Origin of the sequence: Bacillus sp. B4EP4a (assembly GCF_006680105.1) — a bacterium.
Taxonomy (GTDB): Bacteria; Bacillota; Bacilli; order Bacillales; family DSM-1321; genus Peribacillus; species Peribacillus simplex_E.
Genome location: NZ_VHIK01000060.1, coordinates 1 through 26,443, shown reverse-complemented (window position 1 = coordinate 26,443; position 26,443 = coordinate 1). Strand labels below are relative to the sequence as shown.

The window sequence follows — 26,443 nt, the reverse complement described above, 5'->3', positions numbered from 1 at the left end:
GTATGGTGCGATTCTTATAAAAGAATCGCGCGTTTAATGGAAGCAAATTCATTTTTTGTTCATAATCTGCTTAACTACTTATGGAGACGTTATACAAGAATATATCAATCATTAAGATCTATGTTGCTTTTCTTACGTTAATAGAGAGCATTCTAAATAACAAAATAGATGCAATCAATGCGATGATCCCATTAATAAGGAATGAAACTTCAGCGCCAAATATCTGCCATAACAAACCTGTAAGCAAAGAAGCCGGAAATAGACCAATCCCCGTAATCATAGCATATAAACCAAGTGCAGTTCCTTTACTTTCTGGATTGGATATATCAGCAACCAGCGCCTTTTCAACCCCTTTAGTAAAAGCTGAATAAAGCCCATATAATGTAAATAGACCGATTAAACCAATCGTTGTATTTACTTCCGCAAAACCAATATATACAAATCCATATAACGCATATCCTACAGTTAGTATACCTCTTCGTCCGTATCGATCTGAAAACGCTCCGGAAATATATGAAAATAAAGACGCAGTAAGGTGAAAGAGTAGATATAATAATAGAACATTGGCAGTAGAAACTCCTAAATCTGCTGCTCTTAGTAAAAGAAACGAATTTGATGAATTCACAATAGTAAAGAGAAAAACAATAAACAATAATTTTTTCACATTCGGATTTAGAAGTTTCACGTCAAGTTTAGGTTTCGTGGTAGGCGGCATTTCTTTAACTATTGGTTCATACTTTCTTTCCTTTATGCCCAATAACAGTAACCAACCAATAATTACAGGGATTAAAGAATACAGGAAAACATCATGAATGTTTTGATTTCCATTCATCTGTAATATGAAATAAGCAGTTCCAATCCCGATAGAAGCACCCAACATATCCATCATTTGATGTAATCCGAAAACTCTTCCTTGTTTATTTTTTCCTCCAGACTCAGATATAAGAGCATCTCTTGGAGCCGTTCGTATCCCTTTTCCCGTACGATCTATCAGTTTCCATATGAAAACGCCGACCCAGGAACTTGAAATAATCAAAGATATTCTTCCTAAACCTGATAAGCCATAACCAATCAAAGCAAACCCTTTTCTATTTTTCAAACGATCCGAACGACGACCAGAGAAAAATTTCAAAAAACTTGCCAAGGTTTCTGATAAACCATCTACAATCCCAATAATTAAAGGGCCTGACGAAGCAAGAATAATTGGTATTAAAGGAGTCACCATATAGGTGCCCATATCTGTAAAAAAACTAACGAAGCTTAATATCCAAATGTTGCTGTTTTTCAATTCGAAACCGCCCCTTAAATATAAATTGCTGATGATCAACTCTGGTAATGAACTAAATCACCCGTTAGTTCAAGTGAACCACTTCACAATAATGAACAATTTACAAATGAAGAAATATTAATAAAATTTCCCAATAAATGAAATTATATCATTTTATAAACTATAGAGTAAGCACCAAAATTTCTGAACGTTCAAAATATTTAAGTTTAATCATTGTTCTCCCCTTCCTTGTTTTTTTCATCATTTATTATGTTTTATTTCCTCTTCAACTAAAATGCCCGATACATTCCCTACTTCGAGTGTTATTGAACAATCGCCTTAATCATATCTTCGTCTTTAACCAACTTTATTTAATGCAACATCTTTATTGTCATTAACATTATCAGGTCTTTTGAATCGGTCACCATCTTCCTATTTAAATATTATTTGGTAAAAAATGTAGGTTGATAGCATTATTTGATTTGGAATGTATTGTAAAACATTTTATTTTGTAGTAATCTATCAGCGATTTAAATCGCACCGACCTAATAGCGCACTAGTCCATGGGTAATAAACAGCTGTTACTATTTCAATAAGGGAGGAATTGTAATGTCCAGGTTACACAAGCAATTATTTTCAATTGTCCTTGTCATGATTTTGACCCTTGGCATCTTTGCACCTGTACAGACACAGGCAACTTCAGAAGGTGGAGGATACTGGGTCCCAGACGGCAAGATCAAGAAGGCAACCGAACTGATGAAGCAAGGTAAATCCCTCGGGGAGCTCGAAATCAAACAAGATCAAATCCAGCAAAAAGAAGGCATTCAGACATTAGATGAATTGATGGAAGTAGACCAGCAAAGTAAAGCGACATACAGAGCGAACTTGGCACCTCCGATCAAGACGGCGGTCGGATGGGTACCCCCGGAATTTGACTATGATCATATCCAGACTGTAGATGAATGCCGGAGAAGTCCTGACAGCAGTTCAGAAACAGGGTATATCAAGAACCGTTATTCCTTCTGTTGGTCCCATGTTGCGACATATCAAGTCCCTGTAAAATGCATCGGAGGAATCTGTATAAACGCAGGAGTTCAATTTCAATTCACGGAAATAGGTTATGGTTCCAACCAAAGCCGGAACATGAGAATCTATTATACACTTGATGATATCATCGTGACCGATCCAGCTTTAAATGGAGCCAAGTTGAAAATCGATATGGTATGTGAATCGAAATTGAACGCAGGTGACTGTAAAGAGGATCCCGACTATCCACCGACGGAACGAACGATCGCCCACTGGAAAAACACGAACTTCGATACAGAAATCTTCACCTCAGAAGCGCCCCCAGCAACTGATTCAAATCCTGACCAGTTGGGATACATGGAATTTTGGCCGAAACTCACCCTTACCCATTCAGCAAGGAAATACAAAAAAAGCATAGATGGCATTAAACAGACCGTCCGTTATGACTCTGCAAAATACATGTTCGCTTTCCCAGATCAATATTTCTGGCAAGGAGCCGTATTCAGCAAAGCCACACCGGTCTTCAATGTCCCGATCACGAAACCGGAATTCAAAATGCTAACTGAAGCCGGCCAGCATTGGAAGGACGCTATGGACCACCCAGAACAGACAAAGCCTCAAATGGTTGGAAAGAAAATACCGGGAGCTGTAGGAGACAGCACACTGACACGGATGTATACAAAACGTCATCAGGAGGAATACAACCGTAATAGAAACAAGACAAGAAGGATTTGTGACCGGGAGTTCGGAGATGAGGATCGGACAGGAAAGCAGTGTGACGAATATCCTTTCGCTTCCACCTGGGAAGGTTCATCGACGAACGGATCGGATAATTTTTCTGTAAGAATGATTTCCGCTGATTCGAACGGTGCTGCAGGGACATGGCTCGGTGCCTGGTACGCCTATGACCGGATTCTGGATGGAGATGCTTTTAATGTGGAGGTCGAAGCTCCTGAGAAAATCGCGACGATCCGATCGGAAGGTCAGCCTCAGGACGGCCAGGGTAACCGATCAAGTGATAACTTCACGATCGGGAACATCCCTACTTACGCGACCAAGTTACAATGGAAAATCGTCGACGGTCCTAAAGATGCAAAATTCGATGTCATGAAAGACATCAGCTTCGGTATCGACGAAACGATCTTCTATGATCTTACAGACGGGTCCGAGTCAGAAATCAAAACGAGTGAAGATTTCTACATCGCCAGACCGGAAAACACCGATGGAGAAAGCTTCACTGTCGAAGTCTATGCAATCCCTTAATAATAGAAGGTTAGTTGAATAAAAGACCAAGGCTAGTCAAAAGAGCTTGGAGACTCCTATCTAAGCTCTTTTGACTAGGTATTTATAGTGACTACTTCCACCATATCCCCGATAACGAAATAAACAAAAATGTATTATTCACAGATAACATTCCAATTAATTTTTAAAAGACTTCTTCAATGTTAAGCATCCTATTATTCTCAACACGCATTTTTGCATTTTCAAGCGAGTTAACAACACTTCTTAATTAATATCTGTATTAATTCTCTTCTACATTTATATCTCCTTTAGTTCTTGTTTCACTAATCTGATACGTTGTTTTTTCACAGCTACCACTTTTATCCCCCTTAATGACAACTTTATTTCTTGTTTTTTCCTCCTTTGTATCCTTTTAAGAGAAAGAAGTATGTATTACAATATATCAATAGTTATAAAATGGAATTTTAGTTAATGATTACATATCACTAATAGGGGGCTAAGTAGGGGAATTTTCTGTAATTCACAGCAGTTATCATTTGAATCGTAATCATGGTAGTAACAATCTGCTTGTCGTTAAAATTTGAAAGAACCTTATTGCATATTAAATAAGGCCGCCCATAAGGAAAAACTTAAAAAATTAATTTTATCAGGTCATTATACAATCTTATGTATTAAGTTTGTGATCATTTTTTTGAAAATTATTTCTTTTTTAAAGTAAAATTTTGTTCTTTCATGGAGGTTTTAATTTGGCTACTAGAGTACCATTTTCATTTATATTAGTTATTGGTTTAATGTTATTTGCTCTATTTTTTGGGGCAGGAAATTTAATTTTTCCACCAATGCTTGGTCAATCAGCAGGAATGAATATTTGGTCAGCAAATGCAGGGTTTTTAATAACAGGAGTTGGCTTACCGTTACTTGGTGTGTTAGCACTTGGTTTTTCGGGGAAAGATGATTTACAGTCGTTAGCAAGTCGGGTACATCCTGTATTTGGTATTGTATTCACAACCGTTCTTTATTTAGCCATTGGTCCTTTATTTGCTTTGCCTAGATCAGGAAACGTTTCTTTTGAAATCGGTGTAAAACCTTTTTTGTCGGAAAATTCAGGCCCTCTACCTTTACTTATTTTCACAATCATCTTTTTTAGTATTACGTGCCTTTTTTCGATCAATCCCGCGAAAGTTGTCGGAATTGTCGGGAAAATATTAACACCAATCAAGATAACGTTCATTGGAATCCTCGTAGTAGTTGCTTTTAATCATCCAATCGGAGATTTTCAATCACCTATTAAGAATTATTCAGTTCAACCATTTTTTAATGGGTTTAGAGAAGGTTATTTAACAATGGATACGCTTGCATCTTTTGTTTTTGGCATCATCATCATTAATGCCATTAAAGAAAAAGGTGCTAAAACAAAAAAACAAATTATGGTTGTTTGTGCAAAAGCAACTGGAATTGCTGCCTTTTTCCTGGCAACCATGTATTCAGCTCTTTCTTATATGGGTGCTTCAAGTGTAGAAAAACTTGGGCACCTGGAAAATGGAGGTACCATCTTAGCAAAAGTCTCGGATTATTATTTTGGAGCTTATGGCGGGATATTATTAGGATTAATGATTACAGTAGCTTGTTTAACAACAAGCGTAGGACTTGTTACATCTTGTTCTTCATTCTTCCATAAACTATTTCCAAAGGTACCTTACAAAACAATTGCTATAAGTTTATCTATTTTTAGTGCAATAGTTTCCAATATTGGGCTAACACAGTTAATTGCTGTTTCTGTTCCTCTCTTAACAGCTATTTATCCATTAGCCATTGTATTAATTTTCTTGACATTTTTCCATTCTTTATTTAGAGGGAAAGCTGAAGTGTATCAAGGAAGCTTACTTTTAACATTTATAATTAGTTTATTTGATGGATTAAATCGAGCTGGTATACACTTTTCATCCATTAATAATTTTTTTAATGAAATTCTTCCTATGTACGATGTCGGACTAGGGTGGATTATTCCAGCAATTGTTGGAGGATTTATAGGGTTTAGCAGTAGCATACTACGAGGGAAATTCGGTCTTAATCCCCCAACTAGTAGTTAAATAAATATTAAAATAAGGTCAACCATTACTGGTTGACCTTTTAAAATTGAATGTTGAATCCAGGAACCGACCTTTTAGTCCGTTCTTGAAGGGTCACCATAACAATCATTTTAGAATCAATCTACTAAAAAAGGCAACTTTACGTAACCTTTTTTAGTACAATCATATTCTATTTATTTTTCACTTTAAGGGCCTTAATTACTTCTTCTGTTGTCTCAGCAATAAGGTCGTCGTTATAATCAGCATCTTTTTTATCCCGACTTGAAAGTACAACAAGGACAATAGGGTCTCCTTTTGATGGCCAAATGATCGAAATGTCATTTCGCGTACCATATGATCCTGCTCCAGTCTTATCAGCCACTACCCAACCTTTCGGCACTCCAGCACGAATTAACGCATCTCCAGTAGTATTTCTCTTCATCCAATCTATTAAAAGTTCACGTTTCTCAGTTGGAAGTGCATCTCCCAATGTAAAATCCTGAAGACTAGTAGCAAGTGCTCTTGGTGTACTCGTATCATGAGTTTCACCAGGATTAACTTCATTTAAATCTGGCTCAAATCGCTCAGGGTTGGTAACATTATCCCCGATTTCCTCCAATGCCTTTTTAAATCCAGTCGGTCCCCCCAGTTGTTTAAGAATAAGGTTTCCAGCAGTATTGTCACTGTATCGAAGAGAAGCATCAGAAAGCTCCTTAAGAGTCATCCCCGTATCAACATGCTTTTCTGTAATCGGATTATAATTAACAAGATCTTCACGTGTATAGGTAATTCTTTGATTAAGTTCTTCTATTGATTTCTGTTGTAAAAGTGCTCCTACAGCTAGAGCCTTATGAGTAGATGCATAAGCAAAACGCTCATCTGGATGATAGGTTACTGTTTGGTTTGTACCAGTATCCAACGCAAAGACACCAAGTTTAGCATCAAATTTTTCTTCAAGCTTAGCAAAGTGATGATTATTGGCAGTTGCTTGTTTTTTAGGTTTAGTTAATTCAGCATTAACGTTATTGTTTGAACAACCTACAAGCGTTGCACATGAAAGAAATAGAACAGGTACAATTTTTCTGAATGCGGAAGTACTAAAAATGTTACTCAATGATTTCATAAGATTCAACCTCTTTCTAAAAAATATTTAGTATGTATTCTCCTGGGATAGCAGCCGGATCTTTAACACTTGCACCCTATCTTTTGTTCATGATGTAGACCTCCTGATTTTGATTAGACTCTTGTGTATGAATTGAAAAAACTAAGGAGTTTTAACGGATTACATTTGTAGTCTTATTACATCTGTAGTACAGTATTACATACGTAATCAAATAAAGTCAATTCTTTATTTTTTCACCCTCAAGCCACTATAAATATGCTATATACCTTTTTAAAAATTTAAAAGTCGAGAGAGTTGGTATTGAAGGACATGTTTTTAACTCATTTTATAATAGGTCTATTGGTGTCTTCATTTTCCGTTGCTGTTATTCTACTTATACGAAAATGGTTTGGAAGACAATTAACAGCAAAATGGTACTATCATTTGTGGATGTTTCTTTTTATGGCTTTAGCACTTCCATTCATACCTACTGATTTATATAATTTTAGTACTCTCTTTAGCGGTGGGGATACATATCAGACTAATGCACCCAGCTCTAATATGAACATACCTGGAACTGATATGATGCAAGGCCTCCACCTAATACAAGACTTTTCTGTATCGGTCAATCGGCCGGACCTGTCCTTACTTAATATTGGAGTGATGGGTTTTTGGATGTCAGGGATGCTTTTATTTACCTTTACTATCGTTCGTGGATGGCTCACACTTAGAAGGATAAAGAATTATTCTTCTCCGTTTTCCAATCAAGAAGTTCTCGTGCTTTTCGAAGAATGCAAGAAAAAACTGCAGATTAAAAAATCAATAAAGATTGTTATTTCGAAAAGAGTCCAGTCTCCAATGATATTCGGACTTTTTCAAACATATATCGTCTTACCTTCCCAGCATGAAAACTGGCTTAGCTTGAAAAATTACGAGTATATCTTTCTTCATGAACTGAGTCACTATAAAAACAAGGATTTGCTGACTAATTACGTGATATTGTTCTATCAAATCATTTATTGGTTTAATCCCCTTGTCTGGCTTGCTTTTAGAGAAATGAGATTGGATCGGGAAATCTCATGTGATACATCTGTTTTACAGTTAATAGATGATCATTCATTTAGTGAATATGGAAATACAATCATTAATTTTTTGGATCTTTCAAAACGGTCAAGTAAGCTACAGATAGTGACACATTTAAACGGTTCGAAGCTTCAAATCAAAAAACGAATTGAACGAATTTCTGCCTATAAACATTCCACAAAAAAATCAATAAGAAAAAGCGTCTTTATTTATGTGTTGGCCTGTATCATTTTGACAATCCAATTACCTTTCGTTTCCGCATTTGCGACGGAAAATGACCGATACTATTTTAATAATGATGGAGTGGTTTTTGAGGATTTACATCAATTCTTTAAAGGGTATGAAGGAAGCTTTGTTTTATATGATCATGACGCACAGCAATATCGCATTTATAATGAAGAGAAAAGTACGTTGCGGGTATCACCTGATTCCACCTATAAAATCTATAGTGCCTTATTTGCACTACAATCAAATGTGATATCACCCGAAGAATCCACCCTTTCCTGGGATGGGACTAAGCAACCCTATGACGCTTGGAATATGGATCAGGATGTCTCATCTGCTTTACAAAATTCTGTAAACTGGTATTTCCAGGAATTAGATCGTAGAACAGGATTTGAAACAATCCAATCCAATCTACAAGCGATAAACTATGGAAATTCCGATGTATCTGGGGAATTGGGTGAATTCTGGCTCGAATCCTCATTGAAAATTTCTCCAGTCGAGCAAGTCCAACTGCTGCAAGCCTTTTATTACAATCAATTGGGATATAATGAAATGCATATCCAAGCTGTAAAGAAAGCACTACGCTTAGAAAAGAGTGAGGAAGCTCGCCTATCAGGAAAAACAGGTACAGGAACAGTGAATGGAAAAAACATCAATGGCTGGTTTATCGGGTATGTAGAGACAAAGAACAATACTTATTTCTTTGCTACCAATATTCAAAATGAAGATGATTCCTCTGGAAGCAAGGCGGGAGAAATTACTTTATCAATTTTAAAAGATTTAGGAATCTATAAAGAAAACGGAGGGGAGAAAAATGGAGAAAAACATTCCTAGCATATCAGAATCAGAATGGGAAATCATGAACGTGCTTTGGGATAAAGCCCCTCAAACAGCAAATGACATCATAGGTTCCTTACAGGAGAGTACCCATTGGAAGCCGAAAACCATACGCACTCTTCTCGATCGATTGGTTCAAAAAGATGTAGTAGGTGTCAATAAAAATCTAAGAGTTTACACCTTTTACCCGCTCTATACACAGGAAGAGTGCCAGCGTGCCGAGACTGAATCATTTATCAACCGTATCTATGGAGGTACACTGAAATCCATGCTTGTCCAATTCATTCAGGAAGATACCCTATCTGATGATGATATCAATGAACTACGCTTTATTTTAAATAAGAAACCTAAAAAGTAATAATATTAAAAAAGCGATTTGGGATTTTTCCAAATCGCTTTTTTCCGTCGAAATAGCTGAGGACATATTTCTCATGTAATTACTAAACTCCCCCGTTTGTGCCATAAGAAAAAGGCAGCCCCAGCAACCTGCCTTATTGTAGAGTTGACACAAACTGTGAAATAATGAAATCTAAAAATTTATGAATATTTTTTTGTCCTGTAATAAATAAATAGACTGTTTATAAGTTGTGTAATAGCTCCTAGTCCTAAATAAACAAAACCAAATATGGAAACAGCCATTCCTTCAAAACCTCCTACAACTAAAAGGCCAGATACAAAATTAATAATGCCTAAAAAGATGAAAATAAGTGGACAAGCAATGGTATTCTTTTTTTGTTCTTTGTAAGGGCTATTCCAAAAGTAACTAGAAGAATAAAGGTTATCAAGTAGCTAGTATAAGAAGAGAATATAATACCCATTAAATCACCTCTTTGGTAATGATTAGGTCAATAGCTAATTTTACCATTAAAATACAATTAGGTTATTTAAATACCAATAATTATTATTCTATTTTCATTATTTCGTATTTATGACACAGGACGAAGACACTACACTTAAAGAACCAACCTGCCCCGTAAGAAAAAGAGCTGCCTTAAAGACAGCTCCGATCTTCAGCTAACGCACCCGTTAGTTGCATAAGACTTGTAGCTTTAGATTAATGTTTGATCAAATTGATAATAATACCCTTGATAAACAACAAAAAGAAAGAGCGTGTTTTGAAAAAAAGATTGATCAAAACACGCTCTTAATATATTCAATTCAATCATTCTTTTATAAAAAAGTTTGATCACTTCTGTGATCCTTACTCAATAAAAGCGCCCGATTGCGGAAGATCGATATATAGTATATGATAACCGAAATTTGGATATCACTCTGGATTACTTGCTTCAGATAAAGAGTCCATCTCTTCTCAACTATAATCTTGAAGTTTTACACCAGAACCATAATAACATTATCGCGGTTATGTTGAGGATGAACCTCCAATCATCTAGGTTAATTTCTTCAAAGAGAATTCCGATTCCTATTCTCAGTCATTAAACTCGGTCATGAAACATTATGCGACTTTATTTTCACATCATTAAATTGACCTTCCCATTTAGAGATGACGATTGCCGCAAGTGAATTACCAATAACGTTTACTACTGTACGTCCCATATCAAGAATACGGTCGATACCGGCAATAAATGCTAAACCTTCAATAGGAATACCAACTGTTCCTAATGTCGCTAAAAGAACTACGAAAGATACACCTGGTACACCCGCAATCCCCTTAGACGTGATCATTAACACTAGCATTAGCGTAATTTGCTCATACACGCTTAAATCAATTCCATACATTTGAGCGATGAAGATAGCTGCTAACGCTTGATATAATGTAGAGCCATCAAGGTTAAAAGAGTATCCAGTCGGAATAACAAATGTAGCAATATGTTTCGGACATCCCGCTTTCTCCATTTTTTCCATGATTTTCGGAAGAACCGCTTCTGAACTTGCTGTAGAGAATGCAAGTATCAATTCTTCTTTTAGAAGTTTAATCAACGTAAAAATATTGAATCCGACAAATTTCGCAATAAGACCCAGAATGACAATTACAAAGAAAATCATTGATCCGTAAACAGAAAGCGCTAACTTTCCTAACGGAATTAAAGATTCCAAACCGAACTTGGAGATGGTCACACCGATTAGTGCAAATACCCCGATAGGAGCAAATTTCATGACCATGTTAGTTAGGTAGAACATTCCTTCTGCTGTACCTTGGAAGAAACGGAATACTGGTTTACCTTTATCACCGATAGCCGCAATACTAAGCCCAAACAACACGGAGAAGAAAATGATCGCTAGCATATCGCCTTCTACCATGGCTTTAACTGGATTGGATGGTACAATGTGAACGAGTGTATCTACAAAAGATTCATGCTGCTTAGTTTCTGCTGTATCCACATATGTAGAGATATCAGTTTGTTCCAGATTATTCATATTCACACCAGCACCAGGCTGGATGATATTCGCTGAAATTAAACCAACAGCAATCGCTATCATAGTTACCACTACAAAGTATGATAATGATTTAGCACCTAGTTTACCTACCGCTTTCAAATCACCTACACCAGCAACTGCAACGATAAGACTTGACACAATGATTGGCACAACAATCATTTTAATCATTCGTAGAAAAATGTCTCCGAATGGTTGTAAAAAGTTTTGGGCCGTCTCATTTCCATAAAAAATGGCACCAACGATAATCCCTAGAATTAAACCAATGAAAATTTGGCTAGCTAAACTTAATTTAAATTTCTTCATTTACTTTCCTCACCTTTCCCTTTTCATTATGCTTAAGCTCTTTTTACTTTTTGACCTTTACTACCATGACTCTGTATCCCCTAACGATTACCATTGTTAATAAAAACGTAACTTTTCATTTACTTTATCATCGAAATTACAACATCCTACAAAAAACTACAAAAACTCACATTTATTATTTTAGAATATTCTGAAATGTAAACGCGCCCATTTTTTTACGCATGCAAATATGCGAAAGAACAAGTATAGGAGTACTTGTTCTTTCGCATATTTGTATAATTAATGACTCCTACTTCTATCGCTTCGTTTCAAAATAAAGAACTTGAAAGAATTTTTTCACGTTAATTCGACTATAAGCGCAGCTTGCTCCTGAGCTTTTTTTGCAGTTCTGTCACCTTTTGGCGGACCATGGCAAAATCAAAAAACTTTGTAGCGTATTTCTCCATTTTCGAGCTTATTATTAGTGAACGAATAAAGTCGGATCTTCAAGCAGCAAGATCAAGAGGTAAGAAAGGCGGGAGACCTGTATAGGTATTTAGACAAGGCACACTAGGTTTCCTCAGTAAATCACGACGGATTAAAGCAGCACCCCTGTGGTGACTAGGCCTAAATGAAGGAAAGCACCCGTTAGTGTAACAAGAAAACAGCTTAATAACAGTAAAATTTTTATTTCAAGCACCTATTAGTACAATTATTATTTTTCCCTAAGATGATTTAATAGTGCAATAGCCAATAAAAGAATTGATAAGCCAGTCCCTGAACTATCAGGTCCTACATCTAAGAAAATTGGAGAAACAAAGTGATTTAAAACTGTAATGATTACGGCAAATGTAACCAAAGAATTATTTGTTTTCTTCAAAGTAAAAACTTCCTATTAAATAACGAAGGCAAGTAAAAATTCTCCTTTTAAATTATAACTCTTAATGAACTATCCGCCCCGATAGTTGCAAAAAGAAAAAGCTGCCTTAAAGACAGCTCTGATCTTCAGCTAACGCACCCGCTAGTTGAAGATCAAAATAATAACTACTATATGTACCTCACTCTAACGGTTTCCAATTTGGGTCCTTTATATCGGATTTATTTGGCTTTCTTACATACTGCAAACTTCTTTCACCATTAGCCCCAAATATTTTAAAACTTTGTTGTGCTTCTCTAAAGGAAACATAATTTGCTCCATCTTCATCTGGATGTTCATATTGGTAACCATCATCTTCCCAAAAACAGATTTCACAAATATCATACGTTCCAGGAGGTTCTTCATCTAATGTTTTATATCCACAGCAAGGACAAGTATATTTCATACAATCACCTCGACAATTCTTATGAATTCTACCATGATTTCTTGTTCAACTATCCTGCCCCAATCATAAAGAAAAAGCTGCCTTAAAGACAGCTCCAATCTTAAACTAACGCACCCTTTTTTAAAGTGGCTCTGTTATATTCATTGTTGATTTTATCAAAAAAAAAACGATTTTTATCGATCAGATTGCAACAATTTACGGTCATTTGTAATCAGCCCTTTAAAAATGTTAGCAGTGCTTCATTAAATTCTTTGGCATGTGTTGCATTGAACCCATGTGGACCACCCTTTATTAAAGTTACCTTTGAATCAGGAATTGCTTCATGTGTCAGCTTCCCACTATATTCAAATGGAACAATTGCATCTGAATCACTATGAAGAACAAGGGTAGGTATATTAAACTTGGCTAAATCCCCTCTGAAATCCGTTTTGCTGAAAGCAGAAATACATTCTAGTGTCCCTTTAGGCGATGCACCTGCTGCAATATCCCTATTGTAAAGTCGGAATGGTTCACTGACTAAGTCAGTTCGTTCTCCAGCAGCAAAAAATCCTCTCGTAAACTCATCAAGAAATGCTAGGCGATCATTTTTTACTCCATTTTCTAATCCTTGAATGACTGCATCATCAAATGCTCCCTCAGGATGTTCTGCTGACTTGTAAAGAAATGGTGGTACAGCCCCTGCAAATACAGCCTTCTCTACTCTATTTGTTCCGTAAGTTCCGATATAGCGGGCTACTTCTCCACCCCCCATTGAAAATCCGACCAGTGTCACATTTTGGATATCCAAATGCTCTAGTAACAGGTGTAAATCAGTAGCGAATGTGTCATAATCATAACCGTTCCATGGCTGAGAAGAGTTCCCGAACCCTCGACGGTCATAAGTTATGACTCTATATCCAGCCTCAACGAGAGCAGGAACTTGATATTCCCAAGATCGGCCACTTAATGGCCAACCGTGAATTAATACTACCGGCTTCCCTGTACCGTGATCCTCATAATATAGTTCAATCTGTGTTTCATTTTCGGTTCCTATAGTAATTTTTGCCATTTTTCTACCTCCAAAAAATTTTCCGATATATATCCTATTCTCTAATAATACGGATGAATCCCGTAGCCTATTTATTCACGTTTAATGTTGCGGACTCCAAGCATAATGAATCTTATTGTTCCGATGATTCATTTTCTGTTTTGTAACAATTTCCCATCTAATACCTTTTTTATCATGAATGCAACTTAAAAGAAGTTTATCTAAAACTGATAATCTCCTTTTGTTAAACTAGAACAGGAGTGTGATCGATCCAATGAATAAATTGTCGTAAATAGCTCTGAAGATATCGTTTTGGTTTTTCGTCAGTAAGCGCTTTCTGATTGTAGTCAATCTTTTCGTGTACTTGCGAAATTAGTACTTTTTGAAATGGAACGACATTAGCTTGCATGGCTTTTGGTCATATCCCCTCCTTGTTTGAAATACCTATTCATGATACTATACTTTATCAAATGTGGGAACGGGTTCCAATAATGGAATAAAAAAGATAAACGAAAATAAGGTTACATTTCGAAAAGCCTTGAATTCAATAGAATCTAAGGCTTTTTGTGTATGGGTTCCGTTAATATAACGTCTGGATGAAAAGAATTGAACAATAGGAAAGACAATTTCGTCTTTTTGAACTTTACGTTCAAATCCCCAAGCAGCAATATGTTAGTTAAAACCACAACCATTCCTACAACACCTCTTACCCCTATGATAGTTCCAGGATGAAGTCTAAATCTAATTCCTTGTTGAACTACTTTAGCATTCCTGTAGTTCGTTATTTTTCGGTTTTGTGCTCCTTCGTCATGCAGAATTGCATCTGCTGAGGCAAGCCCTGGGAAGTGGAAAAAGCCATATTGTCCTTTCCAAACGTGGAAGATCACGACTGCGGCGCTATTTCTTCTTTGCGACCATGAGTCTGGTGATTAATAACCTTGAGTTTAAGGCCATACACTCCAACAATGTCAAAGTGAAGAAGATAAAGAAAATCAAACCCATCATGAAACTATGTGGAAAACTCGCCCGTGTCCTAGTAGGGATTCTAAACCTCAGGTCTTACTTTCAATTAACCCCCAGGTCTGTTTTCTTAAGATGGCTTTGTCAGTACACTTAATCATACAAATAAAATTCACTTAAAGGGAGAAAGAATACTGTGATTCTTGGAAACAAACCTAGGCTGTGGACGCATTTATTGATGGACGCTTTTGTAGCCATGTGCATTTTTGTGTTTTTGCCATCGCTGCCGACAATATATAAAGTTATATTTACAGTCATTTTAATAGGCATTCTGTCTATTAATCTTGTTTTGATAATCATGAAAAAAGAAAATTTAAAACATACACGTCTCGCATTAGTGTACTTGAGCATTTTTTTGATTATTGTCTGTCTGATTTTTTATACAACAAAGTTTTTGGTTCTGACAGACGGGATCGGTATCGGGAGCGTTTTAGGAGGAAACCCCCTCTTAAGTAAACTCCTTTTCCTCCTTATTTGTTTCCTTCAGCCAATCGTACTGCCCTTGCCTGAAGCTTTAACGGTTCCTGCAGGCAGTGCAGTTTTTGGCTCATTCACCGCAACTTATCTAAGTTTTTTCGGAACTATTTTTGGAATAGCAGTCATGTTCCTAATAGCTACGATTGGTGGGCAAAAGCTTGCATTAAGATTAGTAAAAGAAAAGCACTTGCAAAGCTACCAGAAATATATGAAAAAAAATGAAACGGCTATCCTTTTCCTTCTGTTCATTATCCCGATTCTCCCAGATGAAATCATTTGCCTCGGATCGGGGATAGGCGGAGTTTCTTTCAGCAGATTTATCCTGATCGCTTCACTATCAAAACTAATGACAGCCTCATCCCTATCATATTCAGTCGAATTGGCAAAAGCCCTCTCCCTGACAGGACAGGAATTAATCTCGGCTGTGTCACTTGCTGCTGGTGGATTGTTTATTTTATCTTTAGGGATAAAATGGGTTTTAAACAAAAGAAAAGTAGAATAGAGCATGTATTATGGGAAAAACGCTGGAAAGGAGAGCGTTTTTTTGTGTAATAAAAAAAACACACCAGGTATCAAATTCATTCATAACACTGTTGCTACGTTTATGAACTAACCTGCCCCTTTAGTATTAAAATCCGCTCAAATCCTCGGGATATACTGAGTGCCATTTGTGAATAATAAGAGTGTTAAACAATGGATTAAGGAGGACTTGCATGCAGCAGGATCAACAAGCTAAAAAGTATTCGGGTTCAATTACGAAACCAGGATTTTCAGGAACTGATGCACAAAAAGTAAAACAAGAAATTCAAAAAGATGTAAGCGAAGGACAAGGTGCAATGACTTCCCGAGAGGCAGGAGCAATGCGAGATTAAAAAACCACTCTGAGTGGTTTTTTATATGCTTTAACGCAAGTTTTAAAAAGAGGAATAACAAGGTTAAATTAAGTTTTTTTCTTCTCGAATAGTGTGTAATAACGTGAGCTAAAAAAGATTTTTTGTAAATTAATCATATCTATTACTTCATGCATACTATTCTTTGAAACAGCACATTATAAATCATGTCGATTTATTACTTTCGAAAAAGAGGATTCACACATTTATCTATGGTTTGCTTCCGATTTTATATATGTTTGCCATGATACCGAAAAATATCAATGACCTTTTAAAACTTGGAGATTCTGTCGGCAATGGCGCATTGTTGTTATTCGGTTTACTCCCACTACCCCTGCTTATTATCTTAAGAGTAAAAGAGGAAAGTATGAAACAATCACAAATCAATATACGGCCCCTCTTCGTTTCACTCTCCGTTCTCTTGTTCTTATCTCTTACAGGATGTTGGAGCACTCGTGAAATTGAAGAGCAAAGTTTAGGTATAGGTTTGGCATTCGATAAAGGCAAGGAGTCCATCATTGAGAAAAAGTTAAATGGACAAAAGGAAGGATATTATTCAAAAAAAGACCTGATTACATCAACCTATCAATTTATCACTCCAGAAGTTGCAAGTTCAACAACTATACAAGCCGGACCACAACAAAAATCTTATATTAATTTTTCGGAAACTGGAGATTCCGTCCATCAGATGGTTCGTGAACTCTCATTAAAAATTGAAAATCCCATAACAAGTACTCATATGAAAGTGATTGTCATAAGTGAAGATCTTGCAAAATCGTTTAAATTGGGAAATTTACTTGATCAAGTTCTTCGTGATAATGAAATTAGACCAAGCTGTCTTGTGCTCATTAGTAAAGGAAAAGCAAGTGAGACACTGGAAACAAAGACAGCAGGAGAGATTCCATCGTTTCGTCTGGTTGGCATTGTAGAAAATGCCTATCGAACAACGAGGATTTTGCCTCCTATGCCGCAAATTAAAGTACAGAGCATGCTCCATTCAGGATCTAGTTTTCTGTTGCAAAAAGTATTATCAGTGAATGGGCAAGTCAAATTTGCCGGAGCCGCAGTAATCAACGGAAAGACCCACAAAATGACAGGTGTTGTGAATGAGGAAGAACTAGAAGGCATAACGTGGATAAAAGGCAAGGGAAAAGGCGGTGTAGTGAAAAGCTATGATAAAGAGACTGGTCAGCAGATTGTGTATGAGATAGAGTCCATGAAAAGCAGAATTAAACCTCGAGTTAATGGAAACAACATCTCTTTTGATGTAAACATTGAATCAGAGGGAAGACTATCTGAAACTTGGGTGGTTCCGGGAAATACTTTTAATAATGAATTTCTAAAAAAAGCAGAAAAATCCTCTGAAAAAGAAGTAAAACGCTTGGTGAGAAATGTAGTAGAAAAAATGCAAAAAGAATACCAAGTGGACGTTGCTGGCTTCGGAAATCGATTGAGAATTGAGAACCCCAAAGTATGGAAGAAGGTCAAAAAGGATTGGGACCAAACATTCAGTGAAACCCCGGTCAACTACAATGTAAAATTAACGATTAACAATTATGGAACATCAGGGTCTGCAAAGAAGTGAACCCTCAGGATAACCACATTGACCTTCCTAGTCTCCATTAAATGTGAAAGATGAATAGGTTAAAATTTTTAAACTGCAAAAAGTCTATACATCTTTTTTTAATGGGACCTAAATACTTTATTCGTAAACGTATTTGGGGCTACTTGTTGTTTACCTATATATAGTATAAATAACCCAACAATTACTGTACCTTTTGGTATCTGTATCCCCGCTTCTGAAATCAGGCCATAAAAAAAGCCGCCCATCATTTGAGCAGCTCTTTATCAGTACTTTAGTTTTAGCTTTCAGTGAAAATTTGAAAGGTTGGCTTTTGAACTTACACCCGTCAAGTAGGGAGTTCTTCTCTCCACTAAAAAGCGACTGGCAGGGATGTTAACCCCTGTGAACTCAGCATGAAGTGCCAGTTGACGTTCTCCCGAGGGACGCTGAGGCGTAGGTTGGGCATGCGTCTCAACAGGGTGGAAAACGCAACGTCACCTTCCACACGGGCTAGTGGCGCTCCCAAACACATATGAATGCCATGTCCAAAGGCGAGATGACGTTTGATTGTGCGCGTAATATCCAGCCCCTCTGGGTCCGTAAACTGGAGCTCATCCCGATTCGTTGATTTTAATACGGGAATAACCATATCTCCCTTTTTGATTTGCTGCCCTGCTAGTTCGATATCTTCAGTGGCAAAACGTAGTCCCGCGATTGTGGCAGGCCCATTGAAGCGCAGTAGTTCTTCCACAGCTGCAGGAACGAGACTGTGGTCGGCTTTTGCCATTTCCAGTTGCTCAGGATGATCCAGCAACATCAAAGTGCCTGTAGCGATCAGATTCGAGGTTGTCTCATGGCCGGCAAAGATCAATAGCGAGATCATCGAGATTAGTTCTGCTTCGTCGAGTCGATCTCCCTCCTCTTCGATGGCTACCAACTGACTAATCAAGTCATCTGCAGGATGCTGACGTTTGTCGGCGACAAGCTGCACGATGTATTCCCCGAATGCTCGTATCCGCTCTGCTACCCCCGGATTTTGTCTTCCTAGGCCCAGACCGTGCGCGATGGCCTCAGACCAGCCCCGAATCCGTACCTGGTCTGTTTGAGGCACCCCAAGCATATGTGAAATGACGTTGATTGGTAAGGGATAGGCATAGTCCTTGACAAGGTCCATCTCGCCTTTATCTTGTACCTGGTCAAGTAATTCGTCAGCAATTTCCTGGACGCGAGGGCGTAAGCTTTCCATATATTTGGGCGTAAAAGCTTTGGACACCAACCTGCGCAACCGTCGATGATCGGGTTCATCGACAGAAAGCATTGATTTTGCGTTAAGGAAGGTAGGGGGAGCAGATGGATCAGCATTTTTTTGCCTGATATCACTATTACCATTGATGGAGCCCCCGTCTACAGTAAAGCGGGCGTGATCTTTTAACACCTGCATTGCTTCTTCCATACGCGTAACCATCCATGCTTGGCCATCCATCCCACTAATCGGAGACGGGATAGGAATAACGGCTCCCATTTTCCGCATCTTAACGAATATCGGAAATGGGCTTTCACCACTTTCACCACTAAACACGTCCAATATGGATTTCTCTGGTAAGTTTCGATCTGAATTATTCATGACAACCTTCCTTTCTCATTGTGCCCTTTACGGGAGTCATTTGTTTGTTTAAATATTGTCCAAGGAATTATTTGTTGACCTAAAAATACCTTTTAAAAACCATCAGGATGATAATCTTTAAGTTTTAAATAACATCCCATTTCCTCCTTAGTTTACAATTGGGATAATTTATACATATTTTATATTGTGGATTTGCCTCTTAAATTCTTACTGGCTTCTTTAAAATTATGTTGCCTTCCTTCGGAAGCGTTCTTAACACGTTTGATAAAGAAGGAAAGCAATAAACTAAAAATTCCGATGATAAGAATAACAAAATATGCGTCATTTATCCCCTGGATAGAAGCTTCCATAACCATATGTTGTTGTGTTTCACCCCGTGCTCCTCCCGTGGCTAAGTCCTGAAGATGATTACTTGTACTGTTTGTCATTACTGTCACAAGTAGTGCAGTACCTATTGCGCCAGCTACTTGTCTGATAGTGTTGGAAATAGCAGTACCATGTGCATAAAGACTGGATGGTAATTGATTTAAACCTGCAGTCTGTACAGGCATAAGGAACATAGCCATCCCAATACGACGAACTGTAGACATCACAATGAGAAACGTGTAGCTGGTCGAGTCCGTCAAATCTATAAAGCCAACGGTTGAGATGATAATAATTGCTATACCAATAATAGTAAGCCATTTGGCTCCAAATCGGTCGAAGAGCTTTCCAACTACAGGACTTAGTAACCCCATTAGGAGTGCCCCTGGAAGCATCAGTATACCTGACTCCAATGCAGTAAAACCGCGGGCATTTTGAAGGTACAGAGGAAGCAGCATCATATCTGCATACATCATCATGGTAACACCTATACTTATAAGGGTAGTCAAGGTGAACATATTGTATTTAAATGCTCGGAGATTCAGTAGCGGATTTTTGGAGATCAGCTGCCGCCAAGTAAACAGGACAAGGGCCAGGATTCCTATAACTAGAGAAACAACTACCTCTGTACTTGACCAACCAGCATTGCCTGCTTCGCTGAAGCCGTACATTAATGCACCAAATCCGATGGTTGAAAGGGCTACACTAATAAAGTCTACCTTGGAATGAACAGGTTCTGATACATTTTTCAGATAAATAAAACCGCAGATGATAACAATAATTGTAAATGGAATCATGCCATAAAACATGGCTTGCCAAGGAAATGTCTCAAGAACATAGCCGGTAAGTGTTGGCCCAATTGCAGGCGCAAAAATAATCGCTAACCCGACGTAACCCATAGCAGATCCTCTCTTCTCTGGCGGGAAAAGGGATAACACAACATTCATGAGTAAAGGCATAATAATGCCAGCACCGGCTGCTTGAATCAGCCGCCCAGTCAGAAGTACAGGGAAATTGGATGCGACTGCAGAAACAATCGTTCCGGCTAGAAAAATAATCATCGAAGTTTGGAACAATTGACGAGTGGAAAATCTCTGGATTAAAAAGGCTGTAATAGGAATTAAAACGCCATTCACCAACATATAACCTGTTGTAAGCCACTGAGCTGTTGAAGCTTTAATATTAAAATCATTCATTAATTCCGGAATGGCAACGCTCATGATTGTTTGATTAAACGTGGCCAGGAAAGCACCTATTATCAACACAAACATGATTGGTCCCTTTTTGATAGAATTTTTGATTGTTGAATTCTTACTCAATTTCATACATCCTCTCGAGCCATCGTGGATTAAATTTACATTGTGTTGTATAATTTACAATGTATAAATGAGATTATAAGTACAATTTATAATGTTTTCAAGCTACAAAATTCCAAAAAGTGTATATTAATTTACAAAAATAAGGTTTATGTTGTTTATCGAGAAGAAATACGACGTAACACTATGAAGTGTAGCTTACTATTTGATAAGAAAGGAAAGAGACTGATGGAAAAGAAAAAGCTTCACACAGACCCTCGCATACTCCGTACAAGACAATTAATTAAAGATGCATTTGTTGAATTACTTGAGGAAATGGATGTGCAAAAAATAACGGTTAATCGATTGGCAGAGAGAGCAACCATCAATCGTGTTACCTTTTATCTACATTATCGTGATATTCCAGATATGTTGGAAAAGATGGCAGACGATATGATTGAAGACATTTCAACGATTTTTTGTAATACACCAACGGACCAGACATCCTCTGAAGAGAATAGTTGGAAAATAGTCGAAAATTTACTTGAGCATATAGCTGAACATTCGAATTTTTATAAAAACCTTTTGGCTTCTAAGAAAGTCCCTATCTTTAGAGAACGTCTAACAATGTTTTTAAGGGAAAGGATAGTTACTAAGATAGAGGAAAACGGAAGGTCATCCCACATTCTAACTGAAATTGTAAAGGAAGACATTTTGATATGGTATGAAACTTCAGCTTTAATAGGCACAATCGTTTCGTGGCTTCAAAATGATATGCCATATACTCCGACTTTTCTTGCGAAACAATTCTCTTTGCTTCACCAAAGGAGGATAAATGTAGAAAGTTAATCATTTATAAAATGTACCTATTATGGTTTCTAACTCTTGTATATCTAATAGATTACGCAAAAAATTCGAGAAGGTTTTCCAAAATCAACTGGCTTATTTTTAGTGGACTTTGGTATAAAAACCGGAGTGTTTCCGTTCAGAAAACTGAACGGTTTTTCCTTTATTTTTATCATTTATCTCTCCCGTGCTACAAACTTTCTTGTGGAACTAACCTGCCCCGTTAGTGACAGTGACAAATGAAAAAGGCTGCCGCAGCAACCTTGAGTCTTGTACAAGAGGTAGAAATCCCTTTCATAATTTGAATTTGCCTGGTTGTTCTACATAGAACTCTATATACCCACATTTAGAACAAAATAAGGAAATACTTTGCTGTAAATCGGACTATCCGTAAAAAAACCTCTTGGTTTTTTGTTTATCTGAAATTCTCCTTGAATTCCAGAAATATAGGCCTTCGTAAGTTCGTTGCCGCATTTGCTACAAGTTTCCACTATTTATCATCCCTTATAAGCTATCGTATCCTACCCGCATTACTCTCTTTTATACGATTCCTAAACTAATAAAGTTTCAATCCTTCTTCAACAAACCTGCCCCGATAGTTCCATCAGAAAAAGCTGCCTTAAAGACAGCTCCGATCTTCAGCTAACGTACCCGTTAGTTCAACAAAAAACCTACGCTTAAATCCACTCTTTTCCATGTTCACGAATGAATTTAATATCGTTTTGATAATGTTCAAGATGCCCTTCATCTATCATCATTTGAAAAGCAATGTCACCTTCACTGGCTTTTCTTGTAATTGTTTTACATAACCCTTCCAATCGTAGCAATACCATTTCCAAATAATCTTCTTCTATTCCCTCACCGTAAGATTCAAAAAACAATCTAACTCTTTGTTTTATACGGTTAGCGTGCTGTAATGAATTATAATAAACTTTCTCACCTGTTTCAGAAAGATTAAATCTACTTAAGGGGACAACAGTATAAAGAGTGTACGCTATGTCCCAAAGTTTTGGGCCAGGTCCAGCGACATCGAAATCAATAATACCTATTGGTCTTTCATGTTTAAAAATAATGTTGTATATCGCAAAATCATTATGGCATAGTACCTCAAATTGTTGGGGGGTGTTATCTATCGATTGCCAGCTATCATCAAATGAAAAATCGCTGACAGAATCATGATAAAGACGGAGCATTTTCGCTATTTCCATTAAGACATCATCAGACCACATGTATTCTTTTAAAGGATGATTACCAGCTTCTCCTTCAATAAATGATAATATCTCTCTTCCTTTTTCATCAATACCTAAAAACTTTGGGGCATAACTGAAACCTTTGTTCTCCAAATGCTTTAATAGCTTATGAACTTTAGGACTATCTGGTTTTAATTCTCGTCGCACAGTATCTCCCGAACGATAAACGTTAGAGACATTCCCTCCTGTCAGCATTTCTTCGTTTTCATTGTTTGACATCTAAATATCCCCCTAATCTGACTTTCTTTAACCCGTAAAATAAATCCTGTTTGTAAAACTAACCTGCCGCATTTGTTTCATAAGAAAAGGAGCTGCTGATCAGCTCCTGGAAATGAAGTAAAGGACTGTTAGCTGAAGAACAACAAATATAAATACCTTTCTTGAAGATAGATTCCAGGACTCAAAAAATCCAGCTAAAGAGTGTGTAAATTCCGATTAATGAAAAGAAAATGATAAATATTAATATCGTGATACACCCAATAGTAAATAACTTATCCTCCAATGTCTCATCAGGTTCTTCAGTCAATTTTTCTTTAACTTTATTTTGTATAGGAGAAATTGCCTGATCTTGCAGTCCTTTTATAATTTCACTATCTCCTTTAAACTTTAGAACTCTGGCAATTCTAATAGGATCGTTACCCATGGATTTTTCGAACTGAATGCACGCATCTACCATTTCAGGTGTCTTATTCTTTTCTAGATACCAATATCGACCGGCCATCGAGGGATATTTTAATGCAAAATAAATATCGCCTAACTTTTTACGGAGTTCTAATTCATCTGGAAAGGTGATAATTAACCCGTGTATTCTATCTCTTGCTTTTCCTAAATCATTATTTTTAATGTCCTCTTCTATCTTCTTTAAATTTTTAACAGGTATTTTTTCTATGAGTACTCCTCCTTCATCTATCTATTTACAGTCGAAATAATCCGAAACAAATTTTTTTCTATTTATTACTTAATAGATAGAATTGTTCCTTTTTCCTTTAACCCGTCCCTATACTTCCTGAAGAAAAAGGAGAAGTAATTTACTCTTCTGTTTTTATTTTTACAAAAAAATCTACCCTAAAAACTGACCACACACCTCTATATTCTATTCCATCCACTTTTTGTAGAGGGCATCAAATTTTCCCTGTAGCTTCATTTCATCCATCCACATTTCCAAGTAGCTTGCATAAATGAAATCACCTCTCGGGATCATATAACCTTTTTCACTGTTTGTGAAAGGCTTGTCAGTTTGAGCCGCATACAGTCTGGGATCAGCTTTTGCATACAGCATTGCTTCTACTGTGTCAGTGATCATGACATCATACGTACCTTCTGCAACAAGATGTGGGATATCAAGGTTGTTTTCTACAACGGTTACGTTAGCTTTGCTTAGATACTGACGGACAAATTCTTCGTTTGTTCCTCCTGGATTTACGCCGATGCGTACAGATGGCTTGTTAATATCCTCAATGGTAAGATACTTGTCTTTATCTTCTTTGCGAATTAAAGGCACCTTACCGAATGAAAGGTAACCTTGGGATACATAAGCGCTTTTTTGTCTCGTTGTATTGCGAGTCACACCGCCCACAGCGATATCGAATTTGTCCGCTTCCAGGTCTTTCAACATCGCAGGCCATGTAGTAGCGACAAATTCCACCTTCACACCAAGGTCTTTGCCAAGTTCTTTGGCAGCGTCCACGTCAAAGCCTTCATACTCATTTGTTTCCGGATTCAAATAGGTAAAAGGTTTGTAGTCGCCGGTCATTCCAACCCGAATGTATCCACGTTTGATTATTTCATCAAGCTGGGAAGCCTCGACTTTTTTCAAATGCCCTGGGGCCTTTTCTGATGCCGGTTCAGCCGAGACGTTTTGCGAGGAGATCAGATCGTGACCGACGTACCCTGTACCTAGCAGGGATAAGCTGATCACTCCAGCCATTAGTGTTTTTTTCCAATTGTTAAACATGTGAATTTACCTCCATTTTTTCTATATTTTTATTTAATCTACCAATTATTAAAAATACAACAAAATAAATGAATCACCTTCTAAAACAAAACACTTTTTTATATTAAGGTGAATTAGCGTAACAGTTGATATGAAAAGGACTGCACATTTTAGACATTTCTAAAATGTGCAGTCCTAATTTAATTTATTGCTGAACTGAACCACCTGTTAATTCTATAAGCAAAAAAGCAACCAATACGGCGGCTCTAGTCTTGAACTCGTTAGTTGCAGTACATTCCTTCACAATCATACAAATACCGAAAAGCATATCTTAAAAGAGGAAAGTATTACTTTGCACAAACAATGAAACTATTTAATGAATTCTCATTTCCATTTGAAGTGTTCATCAATTCATAATAACTATTTATCAACGTTTGTATCATGGAAGGAACTTTAATAAATTCTGCACGGATACTATTTGCATAACTTTTTTCCCATTGACCGTCTTGTAATAAGGTTGCATCGACTGTAAGTTGTTTCACCACTTCAAAATTTGCTTGCTGGAGTAGCTGGTGAATTTGAGTTTTATGAAACAAGTTTTGGATATTTCCTTCATTCTTTACGAAGTTTGAATACAATGCCAGAATGGAAACCGCACAAAAATGGGAACGTTGCGTAATGCAGGTAAAATCAAGGTCCCATTCTGCAAAACATATATGTTTTGCCAAACCACGAATTTTTCTAAAGTAATTCAATAAATCTTCTGGTTGCTTGAAATACCATGAACAATGGGATAATACCGCCACATCAAATGGCATAGTTGCTTCAAAAAAATCAAAATCCATTTCAAAATGGAAGTTAATACATTCTCCTAATAGAGATTTCTTAATACGTTCAGTTGCTTGACCTAAAGTTAACGGTGCTCCGTAATCGGGACTAGCAATATCTATTGCGACAACACATCCGTTTTCTCCTACCGCATCGGCTAATGCAACAGTTGTATCCCCCTGCCCGCAACCTATTTCTAATACACGCATTCCTTTTTGAATCCCAAATGCTTTTACTAATTCCAACCGGTGCTGCAACTGAACTTGTTGGATCAAATCATCCTCGAATAATTGATATTTCGATAAAAAAGACATTGTTTTTTCGTTTAGTTGAAATGACTTCACGTATCATTCACCCCACATTTATTGTGATTGGTTCATCAACAATGAAAAAGGCTGCCTCAGCAATCTCCCTTATTGAAGTAAACCAGCTAATAGGATGTCAATATCTTTCTCTAAAATTTTCATTTCCCTT

The 26,443-nt window shown here is 37.1% G+C and carries 20 protein-coding genes and 3 pseudogenes; 9 read left to right on the top strand and 14 right to left on the bottom strand.

Features of this window, described 5'->3' with window-relative positions; translation table 11 throughout:
• Window positions 1-118: 118 nt before the first annotated feature.
• Window positions 119-1,288 carry an MFS transporter gene (locus FNK51_RS24025; protein ID WP_286178864.1) on the bottom strand — a complete coding sequence of 390 codons (1,170 nt, stop codon included), beginning with the start codon at window positions 1,286-1,288 and terminating at the stop codon, window positions 119-121.
• A 588-nt stretch (window positions 1,289-1,876) separates the two neighbouring features.
• On the opposite strand from FNK51_RS24025, the gene FNK51_RS24020 reads away from it, so the two are divergent.
• Together FNK51_RS24020 and brnQ are read left to right on the top strand one after the other, a co-directional pair.
• A complete protein-coding gene (locus FNK51_RS24020) occupies window positions 1,877-3,556 on the top strand; it encodes a NucA/NucB deoxyribonuclease domain-containing protein (RefSeq protein ID WP_141994947.1) in 1,680 nt (559 codons plus the stop codon).
• Window positions 3,557-4,281: 725 nt separating this feature from the next.
• Complete coding sequence (brnQ, locus tag FNK51_RS24015; RefSeq protein WP_141994946.1) at window positions 4,282-5,625, top strand: branched-chain amino acid transport system II carrier protein; 1,344 nt, start codon at window positions 4,282-4,284, stop codon at window positions 5,623-5,625.
• Between the two features lie 169 nt (window positions 5,626-5,794).
• On the opposite strand, the gene bla is transcribed toward brnQ, so the two are convergent.
• A complete protein-coding gene (gene bla / locus FNK51_RS24010; RefSeq protein WP_141994945.1) occupies window positions 5,795-6,727 on the bottom strand; it encodes a class A beta-lactamase in 933 nt (310 codons plus the stop codon).
• A gap of 309 nt (window positions 6,728-7,036) precedes the next feature.
• Between bla and FNK51_RS24005 the strand changes: the two genes are divergently transcribed.
• Both FNK51_RS24005 and blaI read left to right on the top strand, forming a co-directional pair.
• Window positions 7,037-8,848, top strand: a complete 1,812-nt coding sequence (locus FNK51_RS24005) for a BlaR1 family beta-lactam sensor/signal transducer (RefSeq protein WP_141994964.1) — start codon at window positions 7,037-7,039, stop codon at window positions 8,846-8,848.
• Window positions 8,829-9,209: a penicillinase repressor BlaI gene (gene blaI, locus FNK51_RS24000; protein ID WP_098372414.1), complete on the top strand. Its 381-nt coding sequence runs from the start codon at window positions 8,829-8,831 to the stop codon at window positions 9,207-9,209. The genes FNK51_RS24005 and blaI overlap by 20 nt, the downstream gene beginning before the upstream one ends.
• Before the next feature lie 179 nt (window positions 9,210-9,388).
• Here the strand turns inward: blaI and FNK51_RS27630 are convergent.
• The 6 genes and pseudogenes from FNK51_RS27630 to FNK51_RS27615 all read right to left on the bottom strand — a co-directional run.
• Window positions 9,389-9,577 (bottom strand): annotated as a pseudogene (locus FNK51_RS27630) (YesK family protein); the annotation flags it as partial.
• A gap of 717 nt (window positions 9,578-10,294) precedes the next feature.
• On the bottom strand, window positions 10,295-11,551 hold the full coding sequence (locus FNK51_RS23990; RefSeq protein ID WP_098372412.1) for a cation:dicarboxylate symporter family transporter: 1,257 nt from the start codon (window positions 11,549-11,551) through the stop codon (window positions 10,295-10,297).
• Window positions 11,552-12,245: 694 nt separating this feature from the next.
• Window positions 12,246-12,410: a hypothetical protein gene (locus FNK51_RS26780; protein WP_181762334.1), complete on the bottom strand. Its 165-nt coding sequence runs from the start codon at window positions 12,408-12,410 to the stop codon at window positions 12,246-12,248.
• A gap of 178 nt (window positions 12,411-12,588) precedes the next feature.
• Window positions 12,589-12,852 carry a CPCC family cysteine-rich protein gene (locus tag FNK51_RS23980; RefSeq protein ID WP_141994944.1) on the bottom strand — a complete coding sequence of 88 codons (264 nt, stop codon included), beginning with the start codon at window positions 12,850-12,852 and terminating at the stop codon, window positions 12,589-12,591.
• Window positions 12,853-13,063: 211 nt separating this feature from the next.
• Window positions 13,064-13,900, bottom strand: a complete 837-nt coding sequence (locus FNK51_RS23975; protein ID WP_141994943.1) for an alpha/beta fold hydrolase — start codon at window positions 13,898-13,900, stop codon at window positions 13,064-13,066.
• Window positions 13,901-14,123: 223 nt separating this feature from the next.
• Window positions 14,124-14,294: pseudogene (locus FNK51_RS27615) on the bottom strand (NADPH-dependent FMN reductase); the annotation flags it as partial.
• Window positions 14,295-14,669: 375 nt separating this feature from the next.
• Here FNK51_RS27615 and FNK51_RS27405 point away from each other — a divergent pair.
• The 4 genes and pseudogenes from FNK51_RS27405 to FNK51_RS23955 form a co-directional block, all read left to right on the top strand.
• Window positions 14,670-14,996 (top strand): annotated as a pseudogene (locus tag FNK51_RS27405) (IS110 family transposase); the annotation flags it as partial.
• 39 nt (window positions 14,997-15,035) lie between these two features.
• Entirely contained in the window at window positions 15,036-15,878 is an 843-nt protein-coding gene (locus FNK51_RS23960; protein WP_286178862.1) for a TVP38/TMEM64 family protein, read from the top strand.
• Between the two features lie 211 nt (window positions 15,879-16,089).
• Window positions 16,090-16,248 (top strand): hypothetical protein, encoded by a 159-nt coding sequence (locus tag FNK51_RS26775; RefSeq protein ID WP_181762333.1) that lies wholly within the window; start codon window positions 16,090-16,092, stop codon window positions 16,246-16,248.
• Window positions 16,249-16,633: 385 nt separating this feature from the next.
• Window positions 16,634-17,851 (top strand): Ger(x)C family spore germination protein, encoded by a 1,218-nt coding sequence (locus FNK51_RS23955; protein ID WP_141994942.1) that lies wholly within the window; start codon window positions 16,634-16,636, stop codon window positions 17,849-17,851.
• A gap of 349 nt (window positions 17,852-18,200) precedes the next feature.
• On the opposite strand, the gene FNK51_RS23950 is transcribed toward FNK51_RS23955, so the two are convergent.
• Window positions 18,201-19,454, bottom strand: coding sequence for a cytochrome P450 family protein (locus FNK51_RS23950; protein ID WP_141994941.1), 1,254 nt, complete (start codon window positions 19,452-19,454; stop codon window positions 18,201-18,203).
• A 179-nt stretch (window positions 19,455-19,633) separates the two neighbouring features.
• Window positions 19,634-21,142: a DHA2 family efflux MFS transporter permease subunit gene (locus tag FNK51_RS23945; protein ID WP_141994940.1), complete on the bottom strand. Its 1,509-nt coding sequence runs from the start codon at window positions 21,140-21,142 to the stop codon at window positions 19,634-19,636.
• A gap of 219 nt (window positions 21,143-21,361) precedes the next feature.
• Between FNK51_RS23945 and FNK51_RS23940 the strand changes: the two genes are divergently transcribed.
• Window positions 21,362-21,961 (top strand): TetR/AcrR family transcriptional regulator, encoded by a 600-nt coding sequence (locus tag FNK51_RS23940; RefSeq protein ID WP_098373832.1) that lies wholly within the window; start codon window positions 21,362-21,364, stop codon window positions 21,959-21,961.
• 674 nt (window positions 21,962-22,635) lie between these two features.
• On the opposite strand, the gene FNK51_RS23935 is transcribed toward FNK51_RS23940, so the two are convergent.
• The 4 genes from FNK51_RS23935 to FNK51_RS23920 form a co-directional block, all read right to left on the bottom strand.
• The gene (locus FNK51_RS23935; protein ID WP_141994939.1) at window positions 22,636-23,427 is read right to left on the bottom strand and encodes a phosphotransferase; all 792 of its coding nucleotides are present in this window, start codon (window positions 23,425-23,427) and stop codon (window positions 22,636-22,638) included.
• Window positions 23,428-23,608: 181 nt separating this feature from the next.
• Window positions 23,609-24,118 carry a DUF6584 family protein gene (locus FNK51_RS23930; protein ID WP_141994938.1) on the bottom strand — a complete coding sequence of 170 codons (510 nt, stop codon included), beginning with the start codon at window positions 24,116-24,118 and terminating at the stop codon, window positions 23,609-23,611.
• A gap of 183 nt (window positions 24,119-24,301) precedes the next feature.
• On the bottom strand, window positions 24,302-25,162 hold the full coding sequence (locus tag FNK51_RS23925) for a transporter substrate-binding domain-containing protein (RefSeq protein ID WP_141994937.1): 861 nt from the start codon (window positions 25,160-25,162) through the stop codon (window positions 24,302-24,304).
• Between the two features lie 326 nt (window positions 25,163-25,488).
• Window positions 25,489-26,313, bottom strand: coding sequence for an SAM-dependent methyltransferase (locus FNK51_RS23920; protein ID WP_141994936.1), 825 nt, complete (start codon window positions 26,311-26,313; stop codon window positions 25,489-25,491).
• Window positions 26,314-26,443 lie beyond the last annotated feature (130 nt).

Coding starts and splice junctions, on each gene's coding strand:
- FNK51_RS23925 (WP_141994937.1), bottom strand. CDS start 25,162: ATGTTTAACAATTGGAAAAAAACACTAATGGCTGGAGTGATCAGCTTA.
- FNK51_RS23990 (WP_098372412.1), bottom strand. CDS start 11,551: ATGAAGAAATTTAAATTAAGTTTAGCTAGCCAAATTTTCATTGGTTTA.
- FNK51_RS23940 (WP_098373832.1), top strand. CDS start 21,362: ATGGAAAAGAAAAAGCTTCACACAGACCCTCGCATACTCCGTACAAGA.
- FNK51_RS23935 (WP_141994939.1), bottom strand. CDS start 23,427: ATGTCAAACAATGAAAACGAAGAAATGCTGACAGGAGGGAATGTCTCT.
- blaI (WP_098372414.1), top strand. CDS start 8,829: ATGGAGAAAAACATTCCTAGCATATCAGAATCAGAATGGGAAATCATG.
- FNK51_RS26775 (WP_181762333.1), top strand. CDS start 16,090: ATGCAGCAGGATCAACAAGCTAAAAAGTATTCGGGTTCAATTACGAAA.
- FNK51_RS24005 (WP_141994964.1), top strand. CDS start 7,037: ATGTTTTTAACTCATTTTATAATAGGTCTATTGGTGTCTTCATTTTCC.
- FNK51_RS23945 (WP_141994940.1), bottom strand. CDS start 21,142: ATGAAATTGAGTAAGAATTCAACAATCAAAAATTCTATCAAAAAGGGA.
- FNK51_RS23955 (WP_141994942.1), top strand. CDS start 16,634: ATGAAACAATCACAAATCAATATACGGCCCCTCTTCGTTTCACTCTCC.
- bla (WP_141994945.1), bottom strand. CDS start 6,727: ATGAAATCATTGAGTAACATTTTTAGTACTTCCGCATTCAGAAAAATT.
- FNK51_RS23950 (WP_141994941.1), bottom strand. CDS start 19,454: ATGAATAATTCAGATCGAAACTTACCAGAGAAATCCATATTGGACGTG.
- FNK51_RS23980 (WP_141994944.1), bottom strand. CDS start 12,852: ATGAAATATACTTGTCCTTGCTGTGGATATAAAACATTAGATGAAGAA.
- FNK51_RS24020 (WP_141994947.1), top strand. CDS start 1,877: ATGTCCAGGTTACACAAGCAATTATTTTCAATTGTCCTTGTCATGATT.
- FNK51_RS23975 (WP_141994943.1), bottom strand. CDS start 13,900: ATGGCAAAAATTACTATAGGAACCGAAAATGAAACACAGATTGAACTA.